The organism is Aeoliella mucimassa, from assembly GCF_007748035.1.
Classification (GTDB): domain Bacteria; phylum Planctomycetota; class Planctomycetia; order Pirellulales; family Lacipirellulaceae; genus Aeoliella; species Aeoliella mucimassa.
On the sequence record NZ_CP036278.1, the window covers coordinates 3,020,555 to 3,041,822 of the forward strand.

At 58.3% G+C, this 21,268-nt stretch carries 23 protein-coding genes; 11 read left to right on the forward strand and 12 right to left on the reverse strand.

Annotation, left to right across the window (positions count from 1 at the left end; genetic code table 11):
* Positions 1-108: 108 nt before the first annotated feature.
* Positions 109-1,257: a sugar kinase gene (locus Pan181_RS12115; protein WP_145247083.1), complete on the reverse strand. Its 1,149-nt coding sequence runs from the start codon at positions 1,255-1,257 to the stop codon at positions 109-111.
* Positions 1,258-1,463: 206 nt separating this feature from the next.
* Complete coding sequence (locus Pan181_RS12120; protein ID WP_145252174.1) at positions 1,464-2,858, reverse strand: metallopeptidase; 1,395 nt, start codon at positions 2,856-2,858, stop codon at positions 1,464-1,466.
* A gap of 204 nt (positions 2,859-3,062) precedes the next feature.
* Between Pan181_RS12120 and gnd the strand changes: the two genes are divergently transcribed.
* The 4 genes from gnd to zwf all read left to right on the forward strand — a co-directional run bounded on the left by gnd (position 3,063) and on the right by zwf (position 7,400).
* Positions 3,063-4,526 (forward strand): decarboxylating NADP(+)-dependent phosphogluconate dehydrogenase, encoded by a 1,464-nt coding sequence (gnd, locus tag Pan181_RS12125; RefSeq protein ID WP_145247084.1) that lies wholly within the window; start codon positions 3,063-3,065, stop codon positions 4,524-4,526.
* Between the two features lie 84 nt (positions 4,527-4,610).
* The gene (locus Pan181_RS12130) at positions 4,611-4,937 is read left to right on the forward strand and encodes a hypothetical protein (RefSeq protein ID WP_145247085.1); all 327 of its coding nucleotides are present in this window, start codon (positions 4,611-4,613) and stop codon (positions 4,935-4,937) included.
* A 127-nt stretch (positions 4,938-5,064) separates the two neighbouring features.
* On the forward strand, positions 5,065-5,844 hold the full coding sequence (locus Pan181_RS12135) for an SDR family oxidoreductase (RefSeq protein ID WP_145247086.1): 780 nt from the start codon (positions 5,065-5,067) through the stop codon (positions 5,842-5,844).
* A 101-nt stretch (positions 5,845-5,945) separates the two neighbouring features.
* Complete coding sequence (gene zwf / locus Pan181_RS12140) at positions 5,946-7,400, forward strand: glucose-6-phosphate dehydrogenase (protein ID WP_145247087.1); 1,455 nt, start codon at positions 5,946-5,948, stop codon at positions 7,398-7,400.
* A gap of 25 nt (positions 7,401-7,425) precedes the next feature.
* On the opposite strand, the gene Pan181_RS12145 is transcribed toward zwf, so the two are convergent.
* The 4 genes from Pan181_RS12145 to Pan181_RS12160 form a co-directional block, all read right to left on the reverse strand.
* On the reverse strand, positions 7,426-8,424 hold the full coding sequence (locus Pan181_RS12145; RefSeq protein ID WP_231943859.1) for a glycoside hydrolase family 76 protein: 999 nt from the start codon (positions 8,422-8,424) through the stop codon (positions 7,426-7,428).
* Entirely contained in the window at positions 8,394-8,813 is a 420-nt protein-coding gene (locus Pan181_RS12150) for a hypothetical protein (RefSeq protein ID WP_145247089.1), read from the reverse strand. The genes Pan181_RS12145 and Pan181_RS12150 overlap by 31 nt, the downstream gene beginning before the upstream one ends.
* A gap of 162 nt (positions 8,814-8,975) precedes the next feature.
* Complete coding sequence (locus Pan181_RS12155; RefSeq protein WP_197529202.1) at positions 8,976-9,719, reverse strand: lysophospholipid acyltransferase family protein; 744 nt, start codon at positions 9,717-9,719, stop codon at positions 8,976-8,978.
* A 42-nt stretch (positions 9,720-9,761) separates the two neighbouring features.
* Positions 9,762-10,514: a DUF2071 domain-containing protein gene (locus tag Pan181_RS12160; protein ID WP_145247091.1), complete on the reverse strand. Its 753-nt coding sequence runs from the start codon at positions 10,512-10,514 to the stop codon at positions 9,762-9,764.
* Between the two features lie 463 nt (positions 10,515-10,977).
* On the opposite strand from Pan181_RS12160, the gene Pan181_RS12165 reads away from it, so the two are divergent.
* From Pan181_RS12165 to Pan181_RS12185, 5 genes are all read left to right on the forward strand, one after another.
* The gene (locus Pan181_RS12165; RefSeq protein WP_145247092.1) at positions 10,978-11,595 is read left to right on the forward strand and encodes a riboflavin synthase; all 618 of its coding nucleotides are present in this window, start codon (positions 10,978-10,980) and stop codon (positions 11,593-11,595) included.
* 73 nt (positions 11,596-11,668) lie between these two features.
* Complete coding sequence (gene rsmA / locus Pan181_RS12170) at positions 11,669-12,577, forward strand: 16S rRNA (adenine(1518)-N(6)/adenine(1519)-N(6))-dimethyltransferase RsmA (protein WP_145247093.1); 909 nt, start codon at positions 11,669-11,671, stop codon at positions 12,575-12,577.
* A 117-nt stretch (positions 12,578-12,694) separates the two neighbouring features.
* On the forward strand, positions 12,695-12,922 hold the full coding sequence (locus Pan181_RS12175; RefSeq protein WP_145247094.1) for a hypothetical protein: 228 nt from the start codon (positions 12,695-12,697) through the stop codon (positions 12,920-12,922).
* Between the two features lie 88 nt (positions 12,923-13,010).
* Complete coding sequence (locus Pan181_RS12180) at positions 13,011-13,550, forward strand: hypothetical protein (RefSeq protein ID WP_145247095.1); 540 nt, start codon at positions 13,011-13,013, stop codon at positions 13,548-13,550.
* 1 nt (position 13,551) lies between these two features.
* Entirely contained in the window at positions 13,552-14,382 is an 831-nt protein-coding gene (locus tag Pan181_RS12185; protein ID WP_197529203.1) for a sterol desaturase family protein, read from the forward strand.
* On the opposite strand, the gene Pan181_RS12190 is transcribed toward Pan181_RS12185, so the two are convergent.
* Positions 14,368-14,595, reverse strand: coding sequence for a MerR family transcriptional regulator (locus Pan181_RS12190; RefSeq protein ID WP_231943824.1), 228 nt, complete (start codon positions 14,593-14,595; stop codon positions 14,368-14,370). The two genes, Pan181_RS12185 and Pan181_RS12190, sit on opposite strands and share 15 nt — an antisense overlap.
* A gap of 177 nt (positions 14,596-14,772) precedes the next feature.
* Here Pan181_RS12190 and hisB point away from each other — a divergent pair, with 177 nt between their 5' ends.
* A complete protein-coding gene (hisB, locus tag Pan181_RS12195; RefSeq protein WP_145247097.1) occupies positions 14,773-15,366 on the forward strand; it encodes an imidazoleglycerol-phosphate dehydratase HisB in 594 nt (197 codons plus the stop codon).
* Positions 15,367-15,371: 5 nt separating this feature from the next.
* Here hisB and Pan181_RS12200 read toward each other — a convergent pair whose 3' ends face one another.
* From Pan181_RS12200 to Pan181_RS12220, 5 genes are all read right to left on the reverse strand, one after another.
* On the reverse strand, positions 15,372-15,986 hold the full coding sequence (locus Pan181_RS12200; protein WP_145247098.1) for an inorganic pyrophosphatase: 615 nt from the start codon (positions 15,984-15,986) through the stop codon (positions 15,372-15,374).
* A 62-nt stretch (positions 15,987-16,048) separates the two neighbouring features.
* Positions 16,049-17,377, reverse strand: a complete 1,329-nt coding sequence (locus tag Pan181_RS12205) for a 6-phosphofructokinase (protein ID WP_145247099.1) — start codon at positions 17,375-17,377, stop codon at positions 16,049-16,051.
* A 110-nt stretch (positions 17,378-17,487) separates the two neighbouring features.
* Entirely contained in the window at positions 17,488-18,834 is a 1,347-nt protein-coding gene (gene accC / locus Pan181_RS12210; RefSeq protein WP_145247100.1) for an acetyl-CoA carboxylase biotin carboxylase subunit, read from the reverse strand.
* Positions 18,835-18,904: 70 nt separating this feature from the next.
* Complete coding sequence (gene accB / locus Pan181_RS12215) at positions 18,905-19,402, reverse strand: acetyl-CoA carboxylase biotin carboxyl carrier protein (RefSeq protein ID WP_145247101.1); 498 nt, start codon at positions 19,400-19,402, stop codon at positions 18,905-18,907.
* A 58-nt stretch (positions 19,403-19,460) separates the two neighbouring features.
* Entirely contained in the window at positions 19,461-20,555 is a 1,095-nt protein-coding gene (locus tag Pan181_RS12220) for a M24 family metallopeptidase (RefSeq protein ID WP_145247102.1), read from the reverse strand.
* Between the two features lie 300 nt (positions 20,556-20,855).
* On the opposite strand from Pan181_RS12220, the gene Pan181_RS12225 reads away from it, so the two are divergent.
* Positions 20,856-21,257, forward strand: coding sequence for a 6-pyruvoyl trahydropterin synthase family protein (locus Pan181_RS12225; protein ID WP_145247103.1), 402 nt, complete (start codon positions 20,856-20,858; stop codon positions 21,255-21,257).
* The last annotated feature ends 11 nt before the right edge of the window (positions 21,258-21,268 follow it).

Here is a 21,268-nt window from a genome sequence, read left to right on the forward strand (position 1 = left end):
GAGCACGACCAAAAAACTTCGACTGGAAAACCACAACGGGCGTCGTAACGCGATTATGCGTTACGACGCCCGTTTTAATTTTTGCGGGTTCGTCGTCCGATGGAGCGTTTATCGCTGCACGCGGGCCGACCCCCCTTGGGCCAAGGCTTCGACTTCGTCCAAGCGAGCCATCGATACGTCGCCGGTGAAGGTGGTTAGCAACGCCCCATGGGCCCAGCCGAGTCGCAAGCAATCTTCAGGATGGCGGCCATCGAGCAGGCCGTAAATCAGGCCCGATGCGAAACCGTCGCCCCCACCGATGCGATCGACCACGTCGAGTTGCATCGGCTTCATCGGATTACCAATCAGCTTTGGCGAATCAGCCGATTTGGGATCGTAGCTGTCGATTTCTTGCGGGAACTTGGCACCGTCGTACCAGAGCACGGCCGACCAATTATGGCGGTTCGTCGACTGCACTTCACGAAGCGTCGTGGCTACCACTTTCACGTTCGGGTAGTCGGCCTTCACCCGTTCGATCATGGAGAAGAACGCCTTGGGATCGAGCTTTGAATGCTGCTCGACATCCTGCCCCTCGTAACCGAGGCCCTTTTGCAGATCCTCTTCGTTGCCTATCAGCACGTCGACGTTCTTCACGATGTCGCGGTTCATCGCGATGCCCTTCTCTTCCCCGCCAGGCAGGGTCTTCCAGAGCTTCGCCCGGTAGTTCAAGTCGAACGAGGTAACCGCGCCGGCCGCTTTGGCGGCCTGCATGCCTTCGAGAATCAGGTCGGAAGTCTTCTCGCCGATCGCTGCGTAAATGCCACCCGAGTGGAACCAGCGGATACCGCGGGCAAAGATGGCATTCCAGTCGAAGTCGCCTGGACCAAGCTGGGCGGCTGCTTCATTCGCGCGATTGTAATACACCACCGGCGGGCGGACGCCGAGACCGCGGTCACTATATACTGTTGCGATGTTTGGCCCACGGACTCCATCGTGCTTCATGTGCTTGTAGAGCGGGGTCACTCCCATCTCACGCACGCGGGCTTGTACCAACTCGCCGATGCCGTAGTCGACCATCGCAGTGGCGATCGCGGTCCGCTGACCGAAACAACTCGCCAGGTTCGCTGCGACGTTGTACTCACCACCCGAGACGTGAATCTCAAAGTTCCGAGCCCGGCGAAACGGTGTCGTTCCCGGATCCAATCGATGCACCAAGGCACCGAGCGAGAGCAAATCGAATTCACATTGATCGGCGGGGAGCAGATTCAGGACAGCCATAGGATCCAAGCGATAGTGGGAGTTGAATTGTCAAAGCCGCATTATCGCAGGCAGTGACCGAGTGTCAAAACCCAGATACCCTCAATTCCCTCTGTTTTATAGGCATGAATGCGGCCATCAGCTCCGATAAACGCAAAGCCAGTTTCCGATTTTGAAACGCCGGCTGTAAACTTATCGCGAACCGTGGTGATACGAAGCACTGCCTATCAACCATTCGGCAGATTCACGGCCGCTTCCTGTCCACTCGTGCTGATCGCACGCAAGCGGCTGGGTTGTTTGCCACCGACCATCTCACGAATCTGCTCAAAGGTTAGTTCCAGCTTCTTCGGCGGCCGGCGGGCGTCCTGTTCTTCATGATGATGGATGTCGCCGCCGACGTGGATACCAACCCAGGGGATTCCCGACTTGCAAGTGATGGTCACTCCGGTGTCGGTGAGTTGAATGTCGGGCCGAGTTGAAGCACCTGTGGGGCGATCGAGTTGAAACCAGGGGCTCCAACGCAAGTACGATGCGCTGACAGGTGCGAAGTAGGCTTCTTGATTCGGCCGAAAGTAAATCGGCTGACCATTGGTACCGCTCACTGGATCGCAATAGGTAAAGCAACGATTAAAGTGATCGAATCCGCGAGTCATGATGTCGTAGCGATCGGTCGTATGCGGCAATCCAAACGTATGTCCCATCTCGTGTAGCGTTGCACCGATGGTGGTCGACGAAAGTCCCCAGTAGGTGCTGCGGCCGACGCTATCGTCGTGCACCTGTGTGGAATCGAAACGCGATTCGTCGAGGAACGTATCGGCTGCGCTGCCGATGCTTGTGGGCCACGAGAAGACTGAAGCACTGCCAAAAAGTCCGAGATTTCCACCGCCTAGCGCGGTATGCGATTTCAACTGGCCGGTGGCTGGATCCTTGCGAGTATACGCGGCTAAAACGCAGTTTTTGGCCAGCGGATCGGGGTGCTCTTCGTCGATCCAGCGATAGACGTCGCGCCACCAGAACTGGTCGTCGGGCATCGCGTGGTACTCTTCCATTGTACGACCACCTGCCCAGGTATGAACGATCACTTTGCCATCGCGATCGCGCTCGAGTCGGAAGGTTCGATGTCCATAGCCGAGTTGATTCATCCGCTCGGCAGTGAAACATTGCATCAATAGGGCTGCAGTGCGTAGCCGATTCTCATAGTCTTGCGGGGTATCGCTGGTGGGAGTCGCGTAGGTGGTATCGCCCGATTTGTCGGTCATCCAAATCAGCCGCACGTAGTGGGGATTGGTTTGCAGTTGGTACTTCAACACAAACTCGAGCGGTTCGGTTTGCTGCTCTGTCGATAGCCGGATTCGGTTCCGTCCTTTGCCAAGTTCCACGAGTGCGCGAAACTTACCTTCGTGCTGCACCACCCGCACCGGTTCGGCGTACTCGGGGGCGTTGAGGTTCTCGATGGTAAGCGGTCCAGCGTCGCTCGGAATCGTCCCTTCTAGCAGCACGACCGAATAGCGAACTGTCGATCCCGACTCGTGGTTGGTGACCGCAATCGTGCTGTCGGCCAGGGCCGCTGGGGTGGCGGCCGACAAACAGAGGAATAACAGCAGAGTCAGGCTAGAGGGCATTTTCACCACGGGGGCCTTTCGCATACGGAGGGAGGGGGGACGGTGGGCAGACTTTACGTAGCAAAGCACCACTTCTTTGCAACAACACGGACCGTTAAGCCTCGCCATATTGACCTAAGCACCAATAATGCTGATCATCGTTGTACGCTCGAACTACGCAAACCGTTATGCCGTCTCTCCTTTTATACCAAAAAGGATCACTCGATGTCCGATTTATGTGATTTTGGCCTCATCGGCCTCGCCGTGATGGGGGAAAACCTGGCTCTAAATGTTGAGAGCCGTGGCTACAAAGTAGCCGTCTACAACCGCACCACGAGTAAGGTCGACGACTTCATCGAAGGCCGAGCGGCCGGCAAGCAGTTCGTCGGATGCCACACCGTGGAGGAGATGGTGAAAGCCCTCAAGCCGCCCCGTAAGGTGATGATGCTGGTGAAAGCCGGCCCGGCGGTCGATGCTTTGATCGAACAACTGATCCCGCTGCTCGATAAGGGCGACGTCATCATCGATGGCGGCAACACCTACTACGCCGATACCGAGCGACGCACCAAGTATGTTGAAGAGCAAGGTCTGCTCTACTGCGGCACCGGCGTGTCCGGCGGCGAAGAGGGAGCACTCAAAGGCCCCAGCATGATGCCCGGCGGCACGCCGGAATCCTGGGAGCACGTGAAGCCAATCTTCCAGGCGATTGCCGCCAAGGTGGGCCCCAACGGCGACATCCCCTGCTGCGAATGGGTCGGCCCCCGCGGCGCTGGTCACTACGTGAAGATGGTGCACAACGGCATCGAATACGGCGACATGCAGCTCATCTGCGAGGCGTACTTCCTGCTTAAGGAAGCGATCGGCCTGACGAACGACGAACTGTACGACGTGTTTGCCGAATGGAACAAAGGGGAGCTCGATAGCTACCTCATCGAAATCACTCGCGACATCTTCAGCGTCAAGGACGAAGAGACGGGTGAGTTCATGGTCGATAAAGTACTCGACCGTGCGGGTGCCAAAGGCACCGGCAAATGGATGAGCCAACTCGCCCTCGACCTCGGCGTGCCTAGCACACTGGTGACCGAAGCGGTTTACGCCCGCTGCCTGTCGGCCCTTAAGGACGAACGTGTCCGCGCCAGCAAGGTTCTCAAGGGCCCGCATGGCGAACACCTGAACGGCAAAAAGTACGAGGGCGATAAGAAGGAGTTCATCGAGCAGGTACGGCAAGCGTTGTACGCGTCGAAGATCGTGAGCTACGCCCAGGGCTTCGTGCAACTCCAGGCCGCTGCGGCCGAGCACGATTGGCCGCTGAACTACGGCGACTGCGCCATGCTCTGGCGCGGTGGTTGCATCATCCGTGCGGTATTCCTCGATCGCATCAAGGAAGCGTTCGATAAAGACGCGAATCTCGAAAACCTGCTGCTGGCTCCCTACTTTGCCGAGGCCGTCGATAAGGCCCAGGACGCCTGGCGCCACGTCGTGGCCACCGCGGCCACGATCGGCATTCCTGTGCCGGCGTTCGCTACTGCCCTGGCTTACTACGATGGATACCGCCGGGCCGATTTGCCAGCAAACCTGTTGCAAGCCCAACGCGACTACTTCGGCGCCCACACCTACGAGCGCACCGACAAGCCGCGGGGCGAGATGTTCCACACCGAGTGGTTGGATTTGCGTAAAACGCCCGAGTAAAAACAGAATCGCCGAATAAAACCCCCGCGACACAGCGAACCGTAAGCAGCCAGGGGATGAAAGTACTGTAAAAGGGACTTTCAAATGGCCTTCAAAGCTTTCTGTGTGCTGCTTGGTATCGGAGTGTTCGCGTGGGGGACTGTTCGGCTGCTGCGGCCGCAGTCGTACGATTTCCGTTTCGGTCGTCATGGATTGTGGGTCGATAGCCAGTACTACTACTGGCATCAGTTGCTAGCGGTGACCCATTATCACGACCAGCAAACGCTGCTGATCAAAGTGGAGCGTACGGACGAGGTGCCGCTGGCGGTGGCCGTCGACCTGAAGAACACACGCTTCGAACGACTGAGCACCGACCAACTTCGTGAGCAGTTCACCAAACGCGTGGAGCGGTTGAGTTGGAAATCGGTGTGAGCCGTAAGCTCTGGTGCCTCACTCGAAGAGTGCGAATCGTTTGCTAAACAAGTCATAACAGACATCCTCGGTGAACTCCGTGTTCTCTGTGGTTAAAACCAACACTCACTCCCCAACAGGCAGAACCATGACCTACTTAGAAAAACTCTTTAGCTTCGAAGGCCAGGTGGCCGTGGTGATTGGTGGAACCGGCGTGCTCTGCGGCGAGATGGCTGCGGGCTTGGCCAAGGCCGGCGCACACGTTGTGGTGGCAGGCCGTAGCGAGGAGCGCGGCATGGCTCGGGTCGAGGCCATCGCCTCGGCTGGGGGTAAGGCGTCGTTCGCTGCGGTCGACGCGATGAGCAAGGAATCGATCCAAGAGCTGTGCGACAAGGTGGTGAAAGACCAAGGCCAGGTCGATGCGGTCATCAACGGCGCCGGCGTGAACTCCGCAACCCCCTATTTTAACATCGAGGAAGACGAGTTCGACCGCATCATCAAGAGCAACCTCGGCGGTACCCACTACTCGTGCCAGGTGTTCGGCAAGCAAATGATCGACTCCGGCCGCGGCGGGTCGATTTTGAACATCGGTAGCGTCACCAGTTTCTTGCCGTTGTCGAAGGTCTTCTCGTACGCAGCCAGCAAAGCCGCAGTGCTGAACCTCACGCAAAACGTCGCTCGTGAGTTCGCCACCCAAGGCGTGCGGGTGAATTGCCTCTGTCCGGGGTTCTTCCCCGCGGAGCAAAACCGTAAAATCTTGAGCGAGGATCGCGTCGCCGATATCATGCGGCACACTCCAATGAAACGTTTCGGCGAGCCAGAAGAGTTGATGGGTGCTACACTACTGCTGTTGCACCGCACCGCTGGTAGTTTCATCACCGGCGAAGCGGTTTACGTCGACGGCGGTTTTACGTCCATGACCATTTAGCAAAGGGGAACCAGCTGCAGCGAAAGGCCATCGTCTGCGACATCGCAGCCGAGTCCGTCTCTCCCTCGCAAAGTTCCCCTTTCCGCAATTCCCCGCTCAATATGCCCCACACCATCGTAATTTTCGGCGCTTCTGGCGATCTGACGAAGCGCAAGTTGGTTCCCGCGTTGTATCAACTGCATCGCAAGGGGCGGCTTCCCGAAGAGACGCGCGTAGTGGGGTTCTCGCGGACTGAATTCTCGCACGACCAGTGGCGTGAGGCGCTCACCGAGAGCACCGAGAAGTTCGCCGGCAAGAAGTTCGAACGCGAAACGTGGGATGAGTTTGCCAAGAGCATTTACTACCACCCGGGCGATATTGGTAATCGCGACGATTTTGTTACGCTAAGCGAGTTTCTCGACGAACTCGAGGGCAAAGTCGAGAGCGAGCGGGTGTACTATCTGTCGACCGCTCCCCGTTTCTACGGGCCGGCCGCCGAGATGCTCGGCGCGGTCGGGCTGTCGATGGAAAACAACGGCCCCCGCCGAATCGTGATCGAAAAGCCGTTCGGCACCGATGGCGAAAGCGCCAGCAAGCTGAACGACGTGGTCCATAGCGTGTTCAACGAACAGCAGGTGTACCGCATCGATCACTATCTCGGTAAAGAGACCGTGCAGAACCTGATGATCCTGCGGTTTGCGAATTCCATCTTCGAACCGATCTGGAACCGCAACTACATCGATCATGTCCAAATCACCGTGGCCGAAGAAGTCGACATCGGCAGCCGCGCAGGCTACTACGAAACTTCGGGCATCATCCGCGATATGTTCCAGAATCACATTCTGCAACTGCTGATGATCACTGCCATGGAAGCACCCATTCGGTACGCGGCCGATCCGGTTCGCGACGAGAAGGTCAAGGTGCTGCACGCAGTGCGACCGATGACCGAAGAGATGCTCACCGCCGATACGTTTCGTGGGCAGTACGATGGCTACCTGAACGAGAAGGACGTGGCCTCCGACAGCCAAACCGCCACGTTCGCGGCGATGAAGTTGTGGATCGACAACTGGCGCTGGCAAGGCGTGCCGTTCTACCTGCGGAGCGGCAAAGCGATGAGCTGCCGCACCACGCAGATCGTGATCCAGTTCCGCGAGCCGCCGCACATGCTGTTTGATTCGTGCAAGACTCGGCGGTGCGAATCGAATCGCCTAGTCATCCAAGTGCAGCCGGCCGAAGGCATTCAGATGCACTTCCAAACCAAGGTGCCGGACGCAGGCATGCGGATGCGCCAGACCGATCTCGATTTCCGCTACGATCGCGAGTTCCATGGCGTGATGCCCGAAGCGTACGAGCGGCTGCTGCTCGATGCGTTGGAAGGCGACGCCAGTCTGTTTGCTCGTGCCGACGAAGTGGAAGCCGCCTGGGCGATTTGCGACCCGATTCTCAACCATTGGGCCACCAAGAGCCAGCCGCCGGTCTACACGTACGAACGCGGTTTCTGGGGGCCGATGGAGTCGACCGAGTGGATGCGAGAAACCGGCCGCGAGTGGTTCGACACTTGTCCGGTGCTGCAGTAAATGCCGGTTTCGTAATCGTCCCGGTTTAGCAGGTAACTCGGCGACGCTGCGCGCAACCGACAAGCACCATTAGGCCGAATGCCAGGACCAGCGACGAAGGCTCCGGCACCGCTGTCATCCGCCCGCCGGCGAGCTTTGATTCGCCGAAGTGTTGCTTCCACACCTCGTACTGGCCCAGTCCAATGGTGGATGTCAGCGTGTCGTTAGGGAGCGTGCCGGCTGCGGCCCCGAAATTGTCGCGCCAGACAACGTAGTCGGCCAGGTCGACGAGGCCATCGTTGTTGAAGTCGCCAGGCTGTAGCGCGGCATTCGCGGTGTCGAGCAGCGCCCGGGCGACCGCGGCTTGTTCGTTAAGGTGCCACTCGGTGAGCGTCTCGGTCAGCGGACCACCCCGCCCCCAGAATAGCTCGTAGTGTCCGTTCTCGTCCTGCTTGTTGTCGTGCAGCCATTGCATGGCTCCCTGCACCTTGGTGAGCCAGTAGGGATTGTTCTCGGTCAGGTACAAATCGTTGAGGGCTTCGACGAGCTCGAACGCCCAGTAGCCTTCGTCTCCCATCGCTCCGGTGGAGGAGTCAAAAAACCGCGTGAGCGAAGCCGAGGCAACTACCTTGGCATCTCGCAGGTACGCGCGAGAACCGGTCGCGTGGAACAACTCCAGATTGGCCGAGATGCCGATGCCAGTTGCATTGACGATATCGACTCCGCGAGCTTCCATTGCGTCGATGTTGTAGCCTTGGTGGTAGGTTCCACTGCTAAGCTGCACGTGAGTGTTGGCCCACTCCACTAAACGCTCGGCATCTTCCAGGTAGTCGGACTCGCCGGTGATCTGGTAGAGCATGGCTCCCGCGCGGGCGGCTTGCAGCGTCGACACGGTGTCTTTGGATTCCTGCGAGCCTTCGCGAAAGTAAATGCCGCCGCCGGCGCGGTCGTCTTCGCCCGACAGTACAAAGTCGTAGGTCTCGATTGCCCGATACAAGTAGACCGCCTCGCCGGTCAGCTGGTAGGCTTCCGCCAGCGATACCACCAAGTGTCCATTGTCGTCGTAAAATCGCTCGGCCCCGCACCCGAGCGGTAGCCGTTGCTCCAGTATTCACGACGAAGCTGATCGGAGTACGCCCGCAGCACCGGCTCGTAGGTCGTAGGATCGAGCTGGGTGAGCGAGTTGAGCATGCGAAACTGCGTGTTCGCGGGCCATACAAACGACGAACCATAGATCCCACCGGTCTGGTTGCCGGAGAGGGTTGCCGTTTCGGCGTACAGACTCGAGCGATTGATGCGCAGCGTCGACTCGATTTCGCTGGCGACTTCGCGACCCCAGTCAAGCAAGTCGTCGGCTTCCACCGCTATGGCTGGCGGAGTTATTAGCCAGCAAGTAAATACGAAGAACCAGACGAGCTGGTAAGCGCGTGCCATCGGTGCCATCTCTCTGTCCGTGCCTGAGGACTGGAGGAAGCTCGCAACGATCAGCGGGGCCGGCCTCAGGCGTGTAACTGCTATTCTACCTCGCCTGTAGAGTCGACACAATAAATGGCCATGCGCACGGGTAGCCGAAGCAGCGTGCGACATCGCGGGTTGCTAGGCTGCTTGGCGGGATTCGCGATCGCTGGGCGAGTCGGTACTAAAACCCAGTTCCGCCCGGGCTTGCTCGTTCAGCCGGTCCATCGCCGCTTGGGCCTTGTCGACATACTCGCGAAGCTCGTCGGTCGACAAACCGTCGGGCACGTAGATCGGCTCTCCGGCAATCAGTACGATGGTGGAGAATGGCTTGGGGATAATCAGGTCCGACCAGCTTCCCTTCCATCGCCAGCACCGGGAGCAATCGAAGGCGGTTGGCACAATCGCCCGCCCGCTGCGCGAAGCGAGATAGACGATGCCCATGCTCATCTTGCGGTTCGGGCCGCGTGGTCCGTCGGGGGTGATCACCAGATGGCGGGTGCCGGTCGCGTCGAGCAGTCGGCGAATGGCACCAGTGCTGATGCGATTGGTCGAGCCCCGCACTGCTGGCACGTTGCGCCAACGAATCACTTGGGCGACGAACGAGCCATCGGAGTGCTGGCTAGTGAGCGCGGTAGTGCAGCGATGCTTGCCGCCGAACACCGGCATCACCATCGTGTCGTGCCACACCGAATACAAATACCGCTCCTGCAAATCCTTCGCGTAAGGATTTGTGTTCGGCGTACCGGTAATCAGTCGGTGCCGTAGCGTTCGAAACAGCAACCATAAGGCCGAAGCGAACAGAAAGCCACCGATCGAAGTGAGTAGTGAGGATTTGATTCTCAGTGGAATATCTCGGCCGTAGGAGGGAGCGAACGGCCGCAAAACTACACTTCCCGCACAATGATAGCAATATCAATTGGCCGGTTAAGGGGAATTGCTAGCAACCTCGGTCGCGGGGCAGCAGAGGCTCTCCCGGCTCTGCCATTGGTGGTAGATACCACGCATCAAGAGCGCGCAGTCAAACTCAGTCGAGCCAGGGGGAAATCGCTGCTCGTCCTCGAAAAAGCTGCTCTCTACGCGCTCGACCGCTAGCGGTTCGACCTGCCAGTTACTGCACCGCAGCTCAAGCCCGTCGTACTGGCCGGTGGTCGCGGTGTCGGAATACCCCAGTGATCCTGCTTCGAAGAAGGCCGAAGCCGCCTCGAGGTCCTGGAACACCGATTCGGCGGGCAGCTCGCGAACCACTCGTCCGACCACGGCCACATGGGCTGCGTGGTCGTCGCTGGTGAACTCCACCGAAAAGTGGTCGCTCGACTCCTGCACGCGAAAGCTGCCATGGTGATGAATGCCGGGAAACAAGGTTCCCCCCGCCCAGGCGTTGAGTCGCGAGTCGGTATCGCGGCGGGGTATGTAGACCCCCTGCTGGGTTTGGCCATTGAGGTCCCACTCGACCGCGATGCGATGGGCCGCGTTCTCGGAGCGGATGCCGACCGGCAACCGGAGAAACGCGGGTCGGATTTGCTTCAAGCGGATCAGGCAGATGCCGCCGATCGCGTAGCCATCGACCAGCTGAGGGCGAAACGGCGGCGGCAACACCCGCTGCATCACTGCCGGATCGCAGCGATAATTGGCTAAAATCCGCCGGTCGATGATGCCTTGGATCGTTGGGATTCGCATAAAGCAGCTGAGCCAATGGGTTCAAAGGGCTTGATTCGCGGAGTACCGAGCGAGGGGCTCGCCAGCCTGTCGCCTGCTCCGGCGACCGCCGGGGATGCGGTGACCGCAAGTTGCCTGCCGATCTCCCATTTTAACGGACATCCGCCACTCGGTGTGGTAGCAAATTAGCCGTAGAAATTGGCCACCTCTCACGGTCTAATAGAGGTTTGGCCTACGAACCGCGACGACAGCTTGGTGGTCGCCCGGCAGCGTCGGCCGACGATAGTTTCCCACCGGTGGGAATCTATTCGAGCCCGTTTCGCACTACTTACGTCGACCGATTATGAAAAAACGGCTGTTATACAAGCTCTGTTTTTACTTCGCCGTGTCGTAAGTGGAGGAAAAAATAGATTCCCAACGGATCGTGTTTTGCGAAATGGGAATCTATTCGCTCTGACGCATCTCACCTAAATAGCCCAATATCATGTTTTCCGGTATCGTTCAAAGCCTGGCCGAAGTTGCTGATCTTATCTCCGAACCTGGCGGAGTCCGCCTGGTGGTGCGTGAACCCGAAATCGCCGCGGCCATGCAGATCGGCGGGAGCGTCGCCAACAATGGCTGCTGCCTGACCGTGGTCGAAATCGCTGGCGACTGCCTCAGCTTTCAGGCGGGCGAAGAGACCTTGTCGCGGACCAATCTCGGCCAGCTCAACCCTGGCGATCGGCTGAACCTGGAGACCTCGCTCCGCATGGGCGACGAACTCGGCGGCCACTTGGTGACCGGCCACATCGATGGCCTCGGCACGCTCGACGAGCGGATCGACGACGCGGAGTGGTGCACCATGTGGATTCGCGTGCCGAAGCGACTCACTCGCCAGATGGCCAGCAAAGGCTCGGTGGCCGTCGACGGCGTGAGCCTCACGCTGGTCGACGTCGAGGAAGAGCGGTTTAGCATCGCCCTGATTCCGCATACGCTATCGGTCACCACGCTTGGCCTGCGCAACGTCGGCGACACGGTGAACATCGAGACCGACGTGCTAGCCAAGTACGTCGAACGTCAGCTGGAAGGACAGCAACTGCTGCCCCCGAAGGCCGACGCCTGATCGAACGCGGCCGACAGTTTGCCTACTTCTCGCTCCCCTGCCCTCTCCCCCCACCGACGGTACCAACCACTCGATGTCTGAACGCCAAACCAAATCGTTCCTGATGCAGCGGCTCCGCGAAATCGGCGTGCAGCCCGCTTCGCGGCATGGACAGAACTTTCTGATCGATCTCAACTTGGTGGAGATGATCGTTAGTTCTGGCGACCTTGGGCCGAACGACGTGGTGCTGGAGATCGGCACCGGCACCGGTTCGCTTACCGCACTGATGGCCCAGCAGGCGGCCGAAGTGGTGACCGTGGAGATCGATGGCCATTTGTATGAGCTGGCCAGCGAGCAATTGCTCGACTTCGACAACGTGACGATGCTGCAACTCGACGCGCTGAAGAACAAGAACCGCTTTAATCCGCAGGTGATGGAAGTCGTAGGAGAGCGGCTGGAAGAAGCCCCCGGTCGCCAGCTAAAGCTGGTCGCAAACCTGCCCTACAACGTGGCGACGCCGATTCTGTCGAACTTGCTCACCTGCGAACACACGCCGCACTCGATGGTGGCCACCATCCAAAAGGAACTGGCCGAACGCATCGTGGCCCAGCCGTGGTCGAAAGACTATAGCGCGCTGAGCGTGTGGATGCAGAGCCAGTGCGATTGCGAGATTGTGCGGGTGATGCCGCCGTCGGTGTTCTGGCCCCGTCCGAAGGTCGACTCGGCGATCATTCGCATCGTGGTGAATCCGGAGAAGCGAGAAGCGATTCCCGACCGCATGTACTTTCATCAGTTCGTGAAATCGATCTTCTTGCACCGCCGCAAATTCCTGCGAGCCAACGTGACTTCGGCCATGAAGAAATTCCTGAGCAAGGAGCAGGTGGACGAGGTGCTGGAGCAAATGAACTTTGGTCCCGACACCCGCACTGAGCAACTCGACGTGGATACGTTGCTGACGTTTACGGAGAAAATTCGCGCCTTAGCGCCTGACTGGAGTCTATAGCTTGTGGGTTGCCTGCGCGAGTGACGCTGGCAACCATTGGTTGGTCCTTTCCCTACGTGAAATTATGTTACAATCCCCATCGGTTTGGGGCAGGAACAACAAGGAGAACTCACGAACATGGCTTTTATCGAAATGACGGGCGAGACGCTCGATCGCATCATTGAGTCCGACGAGCTGCATCATGAGAACCTGGGGGAAGCAGGCGTTGAGAACGGGACCATCGTTCGCGTGAATCGCGAAGGGGATATCGAAGTTCGCCGCCGCGAGGGGTGGGATGTCATCGGCGGTTTGCTCGGCGAGTTCGAGGATCGATTAAAGGCCGAAACCGGGCTCGATTGGGCCTGACGCGGCAATTTTGGGGAACTATTACTCGGCGTGCCGCGTCTAAGAGGAAGTGCCAAAACCGCCCGTACTGTCCTCGAGGAAAATGCCGATGCAACGCCCTCCCCTGTTGTTCCGCGTGTTTGCCGTGATTTCGGCGGTCGTGCTCATGGCCGCCTTCGTGTGGTGGAGGTCCCAAAGCTACACCGACGCGAGCAACACGCCCGACGACAATCGGCCCGAAATGAGGATGTCGAGTTCCAAGTCGCTAACGATCTCGGCCGGAGAGTTCGGGGAATCCCCGCCCGAGCCAGCGAACCAGCCCGCTGAAGCAGAGCAACCGCACACGCTCACTCCAAAAGAACTGAGCGCTTACAGTAGCAAAAGTGGGGTTCCGCTAATCGAGTCGAAAGCGATCGATGTCGAATCGCTCGGCAACAAGGGTAAGCTCGGTCCGCCGGACGAGAGCTTAGCACCTCCTCTGTTTACCCCAAATGCCCTTGGTGGGCGAGCGGATGAATCCGAACTAGGACCCCCTCCTGCGATCGACTCGACGCTGCCAGGTACCAAGTCGTTCATCCCGCTGATTGACCTTCGGTCGGAGCCCGGCAACATGCCTAAGGCGAAGACTGCGGGTGGGAAAGGCATGTAGCATGGGATGGCTAAATGCTTGGTCGATGCTGCTATCGGCAGCGGTAAGCTTTCTGTTCTTGGCCTGTCTGTTCCGCCCGCTCGAAATGGCGTTCCCCGCCAAAGCGTCGCAGCGGTTTTTCCGGCCCGACTGGTGGACCGATTTATGCTTCTTCCTCGGCCAGTACCTGCTGTGGAGCGGACTGGTGTTATGGGTATTGGGGTATGTGAACTTGTGGATCGACAGTCTAGTGCCGGGCGGATTCCGCTCGGCAATCGGCGCTCAGCCTGTCTGGCTGCAAGCGGTCGAAGCAGTGCTGCTGAGTGATGTGCTGATTTACTGGGCGCATCGCTGGCAGCATTCGAATGCGTTCCTGTGGCGGTTTCATTCGGTGCACCATACCGCCGAGCATCTCGATTGGTTGGCCGCCCACCGCGAGCACCCGCTCGACTCCATCTACACGATCGGGCTGATCAACCTACCTGCGGTGATCCTCGGCTTTTCGCTTAACGCGATCGCGGCCTTGGTCGTGTTCCGAGGGATCTGGGCTATTTACATTCACTCGAATGTGCGGTTGCCGCTCGGGCCGCTACGCATGTTAATCGGCGCGCCGGAACTGCATCACTGGCACCACGCGAAGGATCGCCGGGCGGGCAACTACGCGAACGTCAGCCCGCTGATGGACATCGTATTTGGTACCTACACCTGTCCCGATCATGAGCCGGAAGAGTTCGGAGTCGAGGAGCCCTCGCCGACCAGCTATTTGGGGCACCTGGTGGTACCGCTGCTGCCGAAGCAACGGAAGCCGCAACCACCGGAGGAACCTGCGAATGATCCTTCAGCGATCCGTTGATTCACTGGCTGAATCACTCCCGGTGTCAGTCGCTGGAGCAATCGGCACCCGAATCTGCCCACGAACTTGGACGAAAGGAACCTTACCGGTGCCGAGCATTTGACGCACCTCACGTTGCGTAAGACCTTGCCGGCGTGCGTAGGCCTCGATGGTCAGGGTACCCCGTAGGGAGTCGTCGCGAGGCGGTGGTGGGGTTCGCATCGGAGCGGACATCGGGCGGAACTCGCACAATTAGGAGGACTGGGGGACTTCGGTCGTGCCGTTTGTCGCAATTATAACCGGCCGGCCGGCTGGCCAAACCCCGGAACCCTCCGGGTGGGACTACGCAAAACTCCGCTGGCTGGTAGGTTAAGGGTAGCCATTCCCCCATACTTTCGTTGGATCTTCCAAATGACACGGACAGCTTCGATCAATCGCAAGACAGGCGAAACCAATATCCAGCTCGAATTCGACCTGGATGGAACCGGCGTCGCCGATGTCGCGACCGGGGTTGGCTTTCTGGATCACATGCTGACGCTCTTCGCCAAGCATGCGGTGATTGATCTCAAGGTGCGAGCCCAGGGCGATTTGGACGTCGACCAGCATCACACCGTGGAAGACGTTGGCATTTGCCTGGGACAGGCCATCGACGAGGCGGTTGGCAACAAGCAAGGCATCCGCCGGTACGGGCATTTCACCTTGCCGATGGACGAGACCTTAGCGACCGTAGCCCTCGATTTGAGTGGTCGCCATTATCTGGTGTATAACGCGCCGACCCCATCGCAGAAGATCGGTACCTTCGACGCGGAGTTGCTGGAAGAGTTCTGGCAGGCGGTGTCGTTCAACGCCCAGTGCAACTTGCATGTCATGCTGCACTACGGCCGCAACAGCCATCACATTGCCGAGGCGGTGTTCAAAGCCGCCGCGCGGGCGTTACGCATGGCAGTAGAATACGATCCCCGGTGCCCGGGCGTGCCGAGCACCAAGGGAACGTTAGATAGCTAGTTTGATTACTCCGTACCGAAGTGGTCACCGTAATCAGCAATTGCAGCCTGGATGACCTTGTCGGCGTGTTCGCGACCGTACGGGGCATCGATGTGAACGCGATCCTCGTCCGGCGAAAGCATCTTATAGGTGCTGAAGTAATGCCGGAGTCGGTCGACGAGCACCTCTGGCAGTTGCGAAACGTCGTTCACCCCTAGCCAGGCAGCATCGCCATCTAGTACAGCGATGATTTTGTCGTCGGCTTCCTCGTTGTCACGCATTGGCAGTCCGCCCACCACGCGAGCAGTGAGGATGACCTCGGACAGCGAAATCGGCCGTTCGCTAATCACGCAGATGTCGAGCGGATCGCCATCGCCGGCTTCTGCGCCCGGCATCAGGTCGCGGACGCGATTGCCGCAGTACGTGCCAGGAATGAAACCATACAGCGTTGGACAAAACGACGACGTACGATTCGGACGATCGACGCGAAGATAACCGGTCTTCTTGTCGAGTTCGTACTTCACCCGGTCGAAGGGAGTCAATTCAATGTAGGCGTTCACCACCTCCGGTGGATTGGGACCAACATCCAGGCCGTGCCAGGGGTGAGGACGCCACCGATAAAATGGTTCAGGAAAGCCCATGCTGATTACCTAGGAAACGGAGGGAATCGAATGCCTGCGACTGCGATGGAACCGAGTGGTGGTTAGACCAACGAGAGGTCTTCTTCGTTCACGTAGGTTTCCAGGAACCGAGTGAGCAGTTGGAAGTCGCAGTTGTTTTCGATGTATCGAACCACGGTTACCAACGTCTTCGGATCGACCAGTTCTTCGAACGGCACGTAGTGCAATTGCAACTGACCCGAAACCGAAACCATCACGCCGTTCAGCTTCTGTTCAACCAGAGCACGGAACGCACCAACGCCGAGCTGGCTACCGAGCATGACGTCGAACGCGTGCGGCACGGCACAACGAGCTTCGTAGCCCAGCTGCAGCGGTGTGACCTTACGCTTGCTCTTGGTCTGCCGTTCATACTCTTCGGCAATCAAGCGGCTGAAAATGGTGTGCAAACTGATAGCCGAGATATTAATGTGGCCATGGTCGTCGCGACCGACACCTTCGAGGAACGAGTAAGGCATCAGCTCGGCAAGGCCTTCGGCAATGACGATGACGCCATACTTCTTGCCTTCGCGTTCGCGAGTGATCATGGTCAACACGATCCTCTTGATCACCTTGTCGAGGTCCATGACTTCGCGAGTCGACTTCTCGCCGGTCTTGGGATTGGTGACCTCTTCGCTGGTGCGGTACTTGCCGCGAATGTCTTCCACACTGATCACCAAGCTCGCTTCGCCGGCAATGGCAACACCATAAGCCAACCAACCAGCACTGCGACCCATCGACTCAACAAGGAAGTAGCTCTTGTTGGCTTCGGCATCGGCCAACAGGTTGCGAACTTCGCGAGCGAGGAAGTCGACCGCTGTAAAGTAGCCGAAGGTGAAATCGATACCGCGGTAGTCGTTATCGATCGTCTTGGGCAGGTGAACCACAGGGATGCGAGGGGCATCCTCAGGCAGCGTGTCCTGGTACATCTTGAACTTGTTGGCGGTCTTCAGCGTGTCGTCACCACCAATGGAGATCAGGGCTTCGACGCCGATCGACCGAAGGCCTTCGTAAGTAGCCTTGAGCGGAGCCGAGCGTTCGGGGTCGGTCAGGTGCTCAGGCGACGAAACCATTTTGCCAGGGTTTGTGCGAGCGGTGCCGATCATGATGCCCTGCTTGCTGCGAGTGCGGCTAAGCGTGGGGTGATCAATCACGATGTAATCTTGACCTTCTTCGAGCGGCTTCGACGGATCGAAATCGGCCAGGCTCGAGTAGCCGTGCTTCATGCCGATGACTTCCGCACCGTGTCGCAGAAACGAAACAGCGGCAGCGGAAATCACTGCATTAGCGGCGGGGGCTGGGCCACCGGCGAACAGGATCGCCACGCGGCGAAAATTGCTTTGTTCCGAATAAGGACGAGTGAGAGATTCGGGCATGGTTCTTCAAAGTCGTAAGAGTGTGAGAAAATAATCAACGCCGCCTTGGCGGCATTGTACCGCGTGAAGGTTAGCCCAATAAAGGGCCCGCCGGGCGTTGGTGTGAACCGTTAAAGATTCGTGAAGGTGCGTTCGACGAACGTCGTGTCGATGCGACCTTCAACAAAAGCCGTGTGGCTTAAAATCTCATGGTGCAGCTTGGCTGTGGTCTTAATGCCATCGACACGCAATTCGGACAAAGCACGCTTCATACATGCAATGGCCTCCTGACGGGTCGGTTGGTGGACCAGCAGTTTTCCGATCATCGAGTCATAATGTGGCGGCACCGTGTAGCCACTGTGCGCATGCGAGTCCCAGCGGACTCCAAATCCACCAGGAGCGATCAGGCGTTCGATCTTGCCAGGCGATGGCTGGAAATTGCGATCGGGATCTTCCGCGTTGATGCGGCATTCGATCGAAGCGCCGCGCTGCACTACGTCGTCTTGCGTAAATGGCAGCGGCTCGCCCGACGCAACGAGAATTTGCGTTTTAATCAAGTCGATGCCTGTGACCAGTTCGGTAACTGGGTGTTCCACTTGAATGCGGGCGTTTACTTCGATGAAGTAATAGTTGCCTTCGCCATCGACGATGAACTCGACCGTCGCTGCGTTAGTGTAGTTGGCAGTTGCGATCAATCGCCGTGCGGCTTCGCACATCTCTTCACGCGTCTCGTTCGAGATGCTTGTGCTCGGGCTCTCTTCGATCAGCTTCTGATGGCGACGTTGAACCGAGCAGTCGCGTTCCCACAGATGCGCGACGTTGCCGTGGTTGTCGGCGATCACCTGCACTTCCACATGGCGTGGTTGGCCGATGTATTTTTCGAGATAGACATCGCCGTTGCCGAACGCGGCTTGGGCTTCGGCCTGAGCTTGCTGCAGGGCCGATTTGAGAGACAGATCGTTCGCGGCGACTCGCATGCCGCGACCTCCACCGCCTGCGACTGCTTTGATCAGCACGGGGAAGCCAACCTCGTGCGCGAATCGCATGGCTTCATCTTCACTTTGGATCACCCCTTCGCTACCAGGCACGACCGGTACATTGGCTCGGCGGGCCAAATCGCGGGCGGCGTTCTTATCGCCGAGTTGCGACATTGCTTCGGGCATCGGACCGATGAAGTCGATATTGCAGCTGCGACACACTTCGTTGAAGTGAGCGTTCTCGGCCAAGAATCCGTAGCCGGGGTGAATCGCTTGTACGTTGCCGACCTCGGCTGCACTGATGACGCTGGCGATCTTAAGGTAGCTATCGGCCGACTTCGCAGGGCCAATGCAAAAAGCTTCGTCCGCCAAGTCCAGGTAGTGAGCCCCTTCGTCGCCCGCGCTGTAAACAGCAACGGTTTCGATGCCCAGTTCTCGACACGCACGGATAATCCGCAGTGCGATTTCACCTCGGTTGGCAACAAGAATACGTTGATACATCGCGGCGATCGGAGTAGAGAAAGTAAGTGGATAAAAGCGTTAGCTACGCAGCCAGTGGGGGCGGATGCGTCTACTCGACCTTGAACAATGGCTGGCCGTATTCCACCGCGTCGCCCGATTCAACGAGCACAGCGGTGATCTTGCCAGCACATTCGGCGGGAACTTCGTTGAATACCTTCATGGCTTCCACTATGCACACGGTGGTGTCGGGACCAATCTGGTCGCCCACCTTCACGAATGGTGCGGCATCGGGACTCGGCGAGGCGTAGAACGTACCGACGATGGGGCTCTTGATCACTTTGCCAGTGATCTCTGCTGCTGCGGGAGCAGCCGCAGGGGCGTCGGCCGGCGCGGCCGGGGCCGCGGCAGCAGGTGCGGCCATCATCTGCGGAGCCGGCATCGCGCTCACGATGGTGTCACCACCCTTACGCAGGCAAATCCGCTGATCGGCCTGTCGGAGATCGATCTCCGACAGATCGTGTTCATTCATCAATTCCACGAGGCGACGAACTCGGCGGACGTCGAAAACGTCGCTGTTGGCGTGATTACCAGAACCTTCTTTTCCCATGTCTTGCTCCACCGCCCTGGCCGACTATCAAAGGTCGACACAACGTTTATCTAGTTGGTTAACTCAAGCAGCAGTCTTCGAGCTGCTTGGGAACATCAGTCAATACTTCATGGCCGGCCTTGGTGACCAGCACATCGTCTTCAATTCGAATACCACCCCACTCAGGGAGGTAGATACCTGGCTCGACGGTCACGATCATGCCTGGTTCCAGCAGCACTTCGCCCTGGTTACTTCCCAGGCGAGGGGCTTCGTGAATCTCCAAGCCGGTTCCGTGGCCGAGTCCGTGCCCAAAGTACTTGCCGTATCCAGCGGCATCAATATGGTCGCGGGCGACCTTGTCGATCTCTGCACAAGAGGCACCCGGCTTGATGGCTTCGATCGCCTTAAGTTGTGCTTCCAAAACCACTTGGTACACTTTTTTGAATTTGGGCGAGAGTCTACCGGTGACCACCATACGCGTCAAGTCGCTGAGGTACAGCCCCGAGTTGGCTCCCCAGTCAATCAAGGTGAAATCGCTCTCACTCACCCGCTTGTCGGTCGGTTGAGCATGTGGCAATGCGGCTCGCTGCCCCACGGCCACGATCACGGGGAAACTAAGCCCTTTGGCCCCAAATCGGCGGGCCTGGTATTCCAGTTCGGCGGCAATCTCTTTTTCGGTCGACTCCTGGCGAATCAGCGCGCGGGCGGCCATAAAGGCCTTGGCTGCCTGCTGGCACGCCAGGCGTGTGGCGTCGATTTCGCTCTTGTCTTTGACCGTCCGCAATTCTTCCACCAGCCCGTTTGTCACCACAAAACTGACGTCGGGTACATGCTCTGCAACCGCCTGTTGGGTTGCAATGGTCATCGACGCCCCTTCGATTCCCAGCCGCTCGATGCCTTTCTCGACAATCAGTTCGCCTACGGTTGGCAGCATCTGTTGCCCGGGGCCGCGGATGACCAATGGAAGGTCCGGGCATTCATCGGCCAAATGCAGCGTGAACCGCTGGTCGGTAATCAGGGTTTCGTCGTCTTGCGTGACCAGCAGGTAGCTATCTTCACCGGTGAAACCCGACAAATAGGTCGCGTTATAATGATTGGTGACCAGCAGTGCGTCCGTGCCAGCCTTGCGGAGCAGTTTTCGCAGTTTTTTAAGACGTGGAGCGCTGTTGGACATAGGTCGAGGCTGGCAAGTGGCAATATGGATCGAAAAACTGGCGGTCCGACGGTACGATCACCGCTGGGGCAATAGACCGGTCGTGACAAAGCTTCAATATCGGGGCCTGAGGCACTATTGGCAAGGTGCCCGATCCCTTCCGGATAGGGGAATAATGACCTATTCGGCATGTGAGAAGGCTTTGATGAGACCCAAGCTACTGGGAATCGCGGTTGGATGCTAGCGAGTGGGCATCGACGAGCTTTCGCTATACATTATCTCTGTATTTGAATCGGCACCCTCTAACGCTGAGCCCTGTCTATGTTCCAAGTGACACGAGAAATCGACTTCTGCTACGGCCACCGCCTGTTGAATTACGACGGAAAATGCAAGCATTTGCACGGCCATAATGGCAAAGCGATTATTACGATCGAAGCTCCGACTCTGGATGATCGGGGCATGGTGCTCGATTTTTCCGACATCAAGCAGGTGGTGGCGACCTGGATCGATGAGAATCTGGATCACCGCATGATCCTGTGCAAAGACGATCCGGTGGTTCCGGTGCTGCAAGAGATGGGCGAGCCGCTCTACCTGATCGACGAAAACCCCACCGCAGAAAATATTGCCAAAGTCATCTACGAGAAGACCGCCGAGGCTGGATTCCCTATTTTAGAGGCACGGCTGTGGGAAACCCCAAAGTGTTTTGCCTCGTACCGTGCGTAATTTAGCGCACA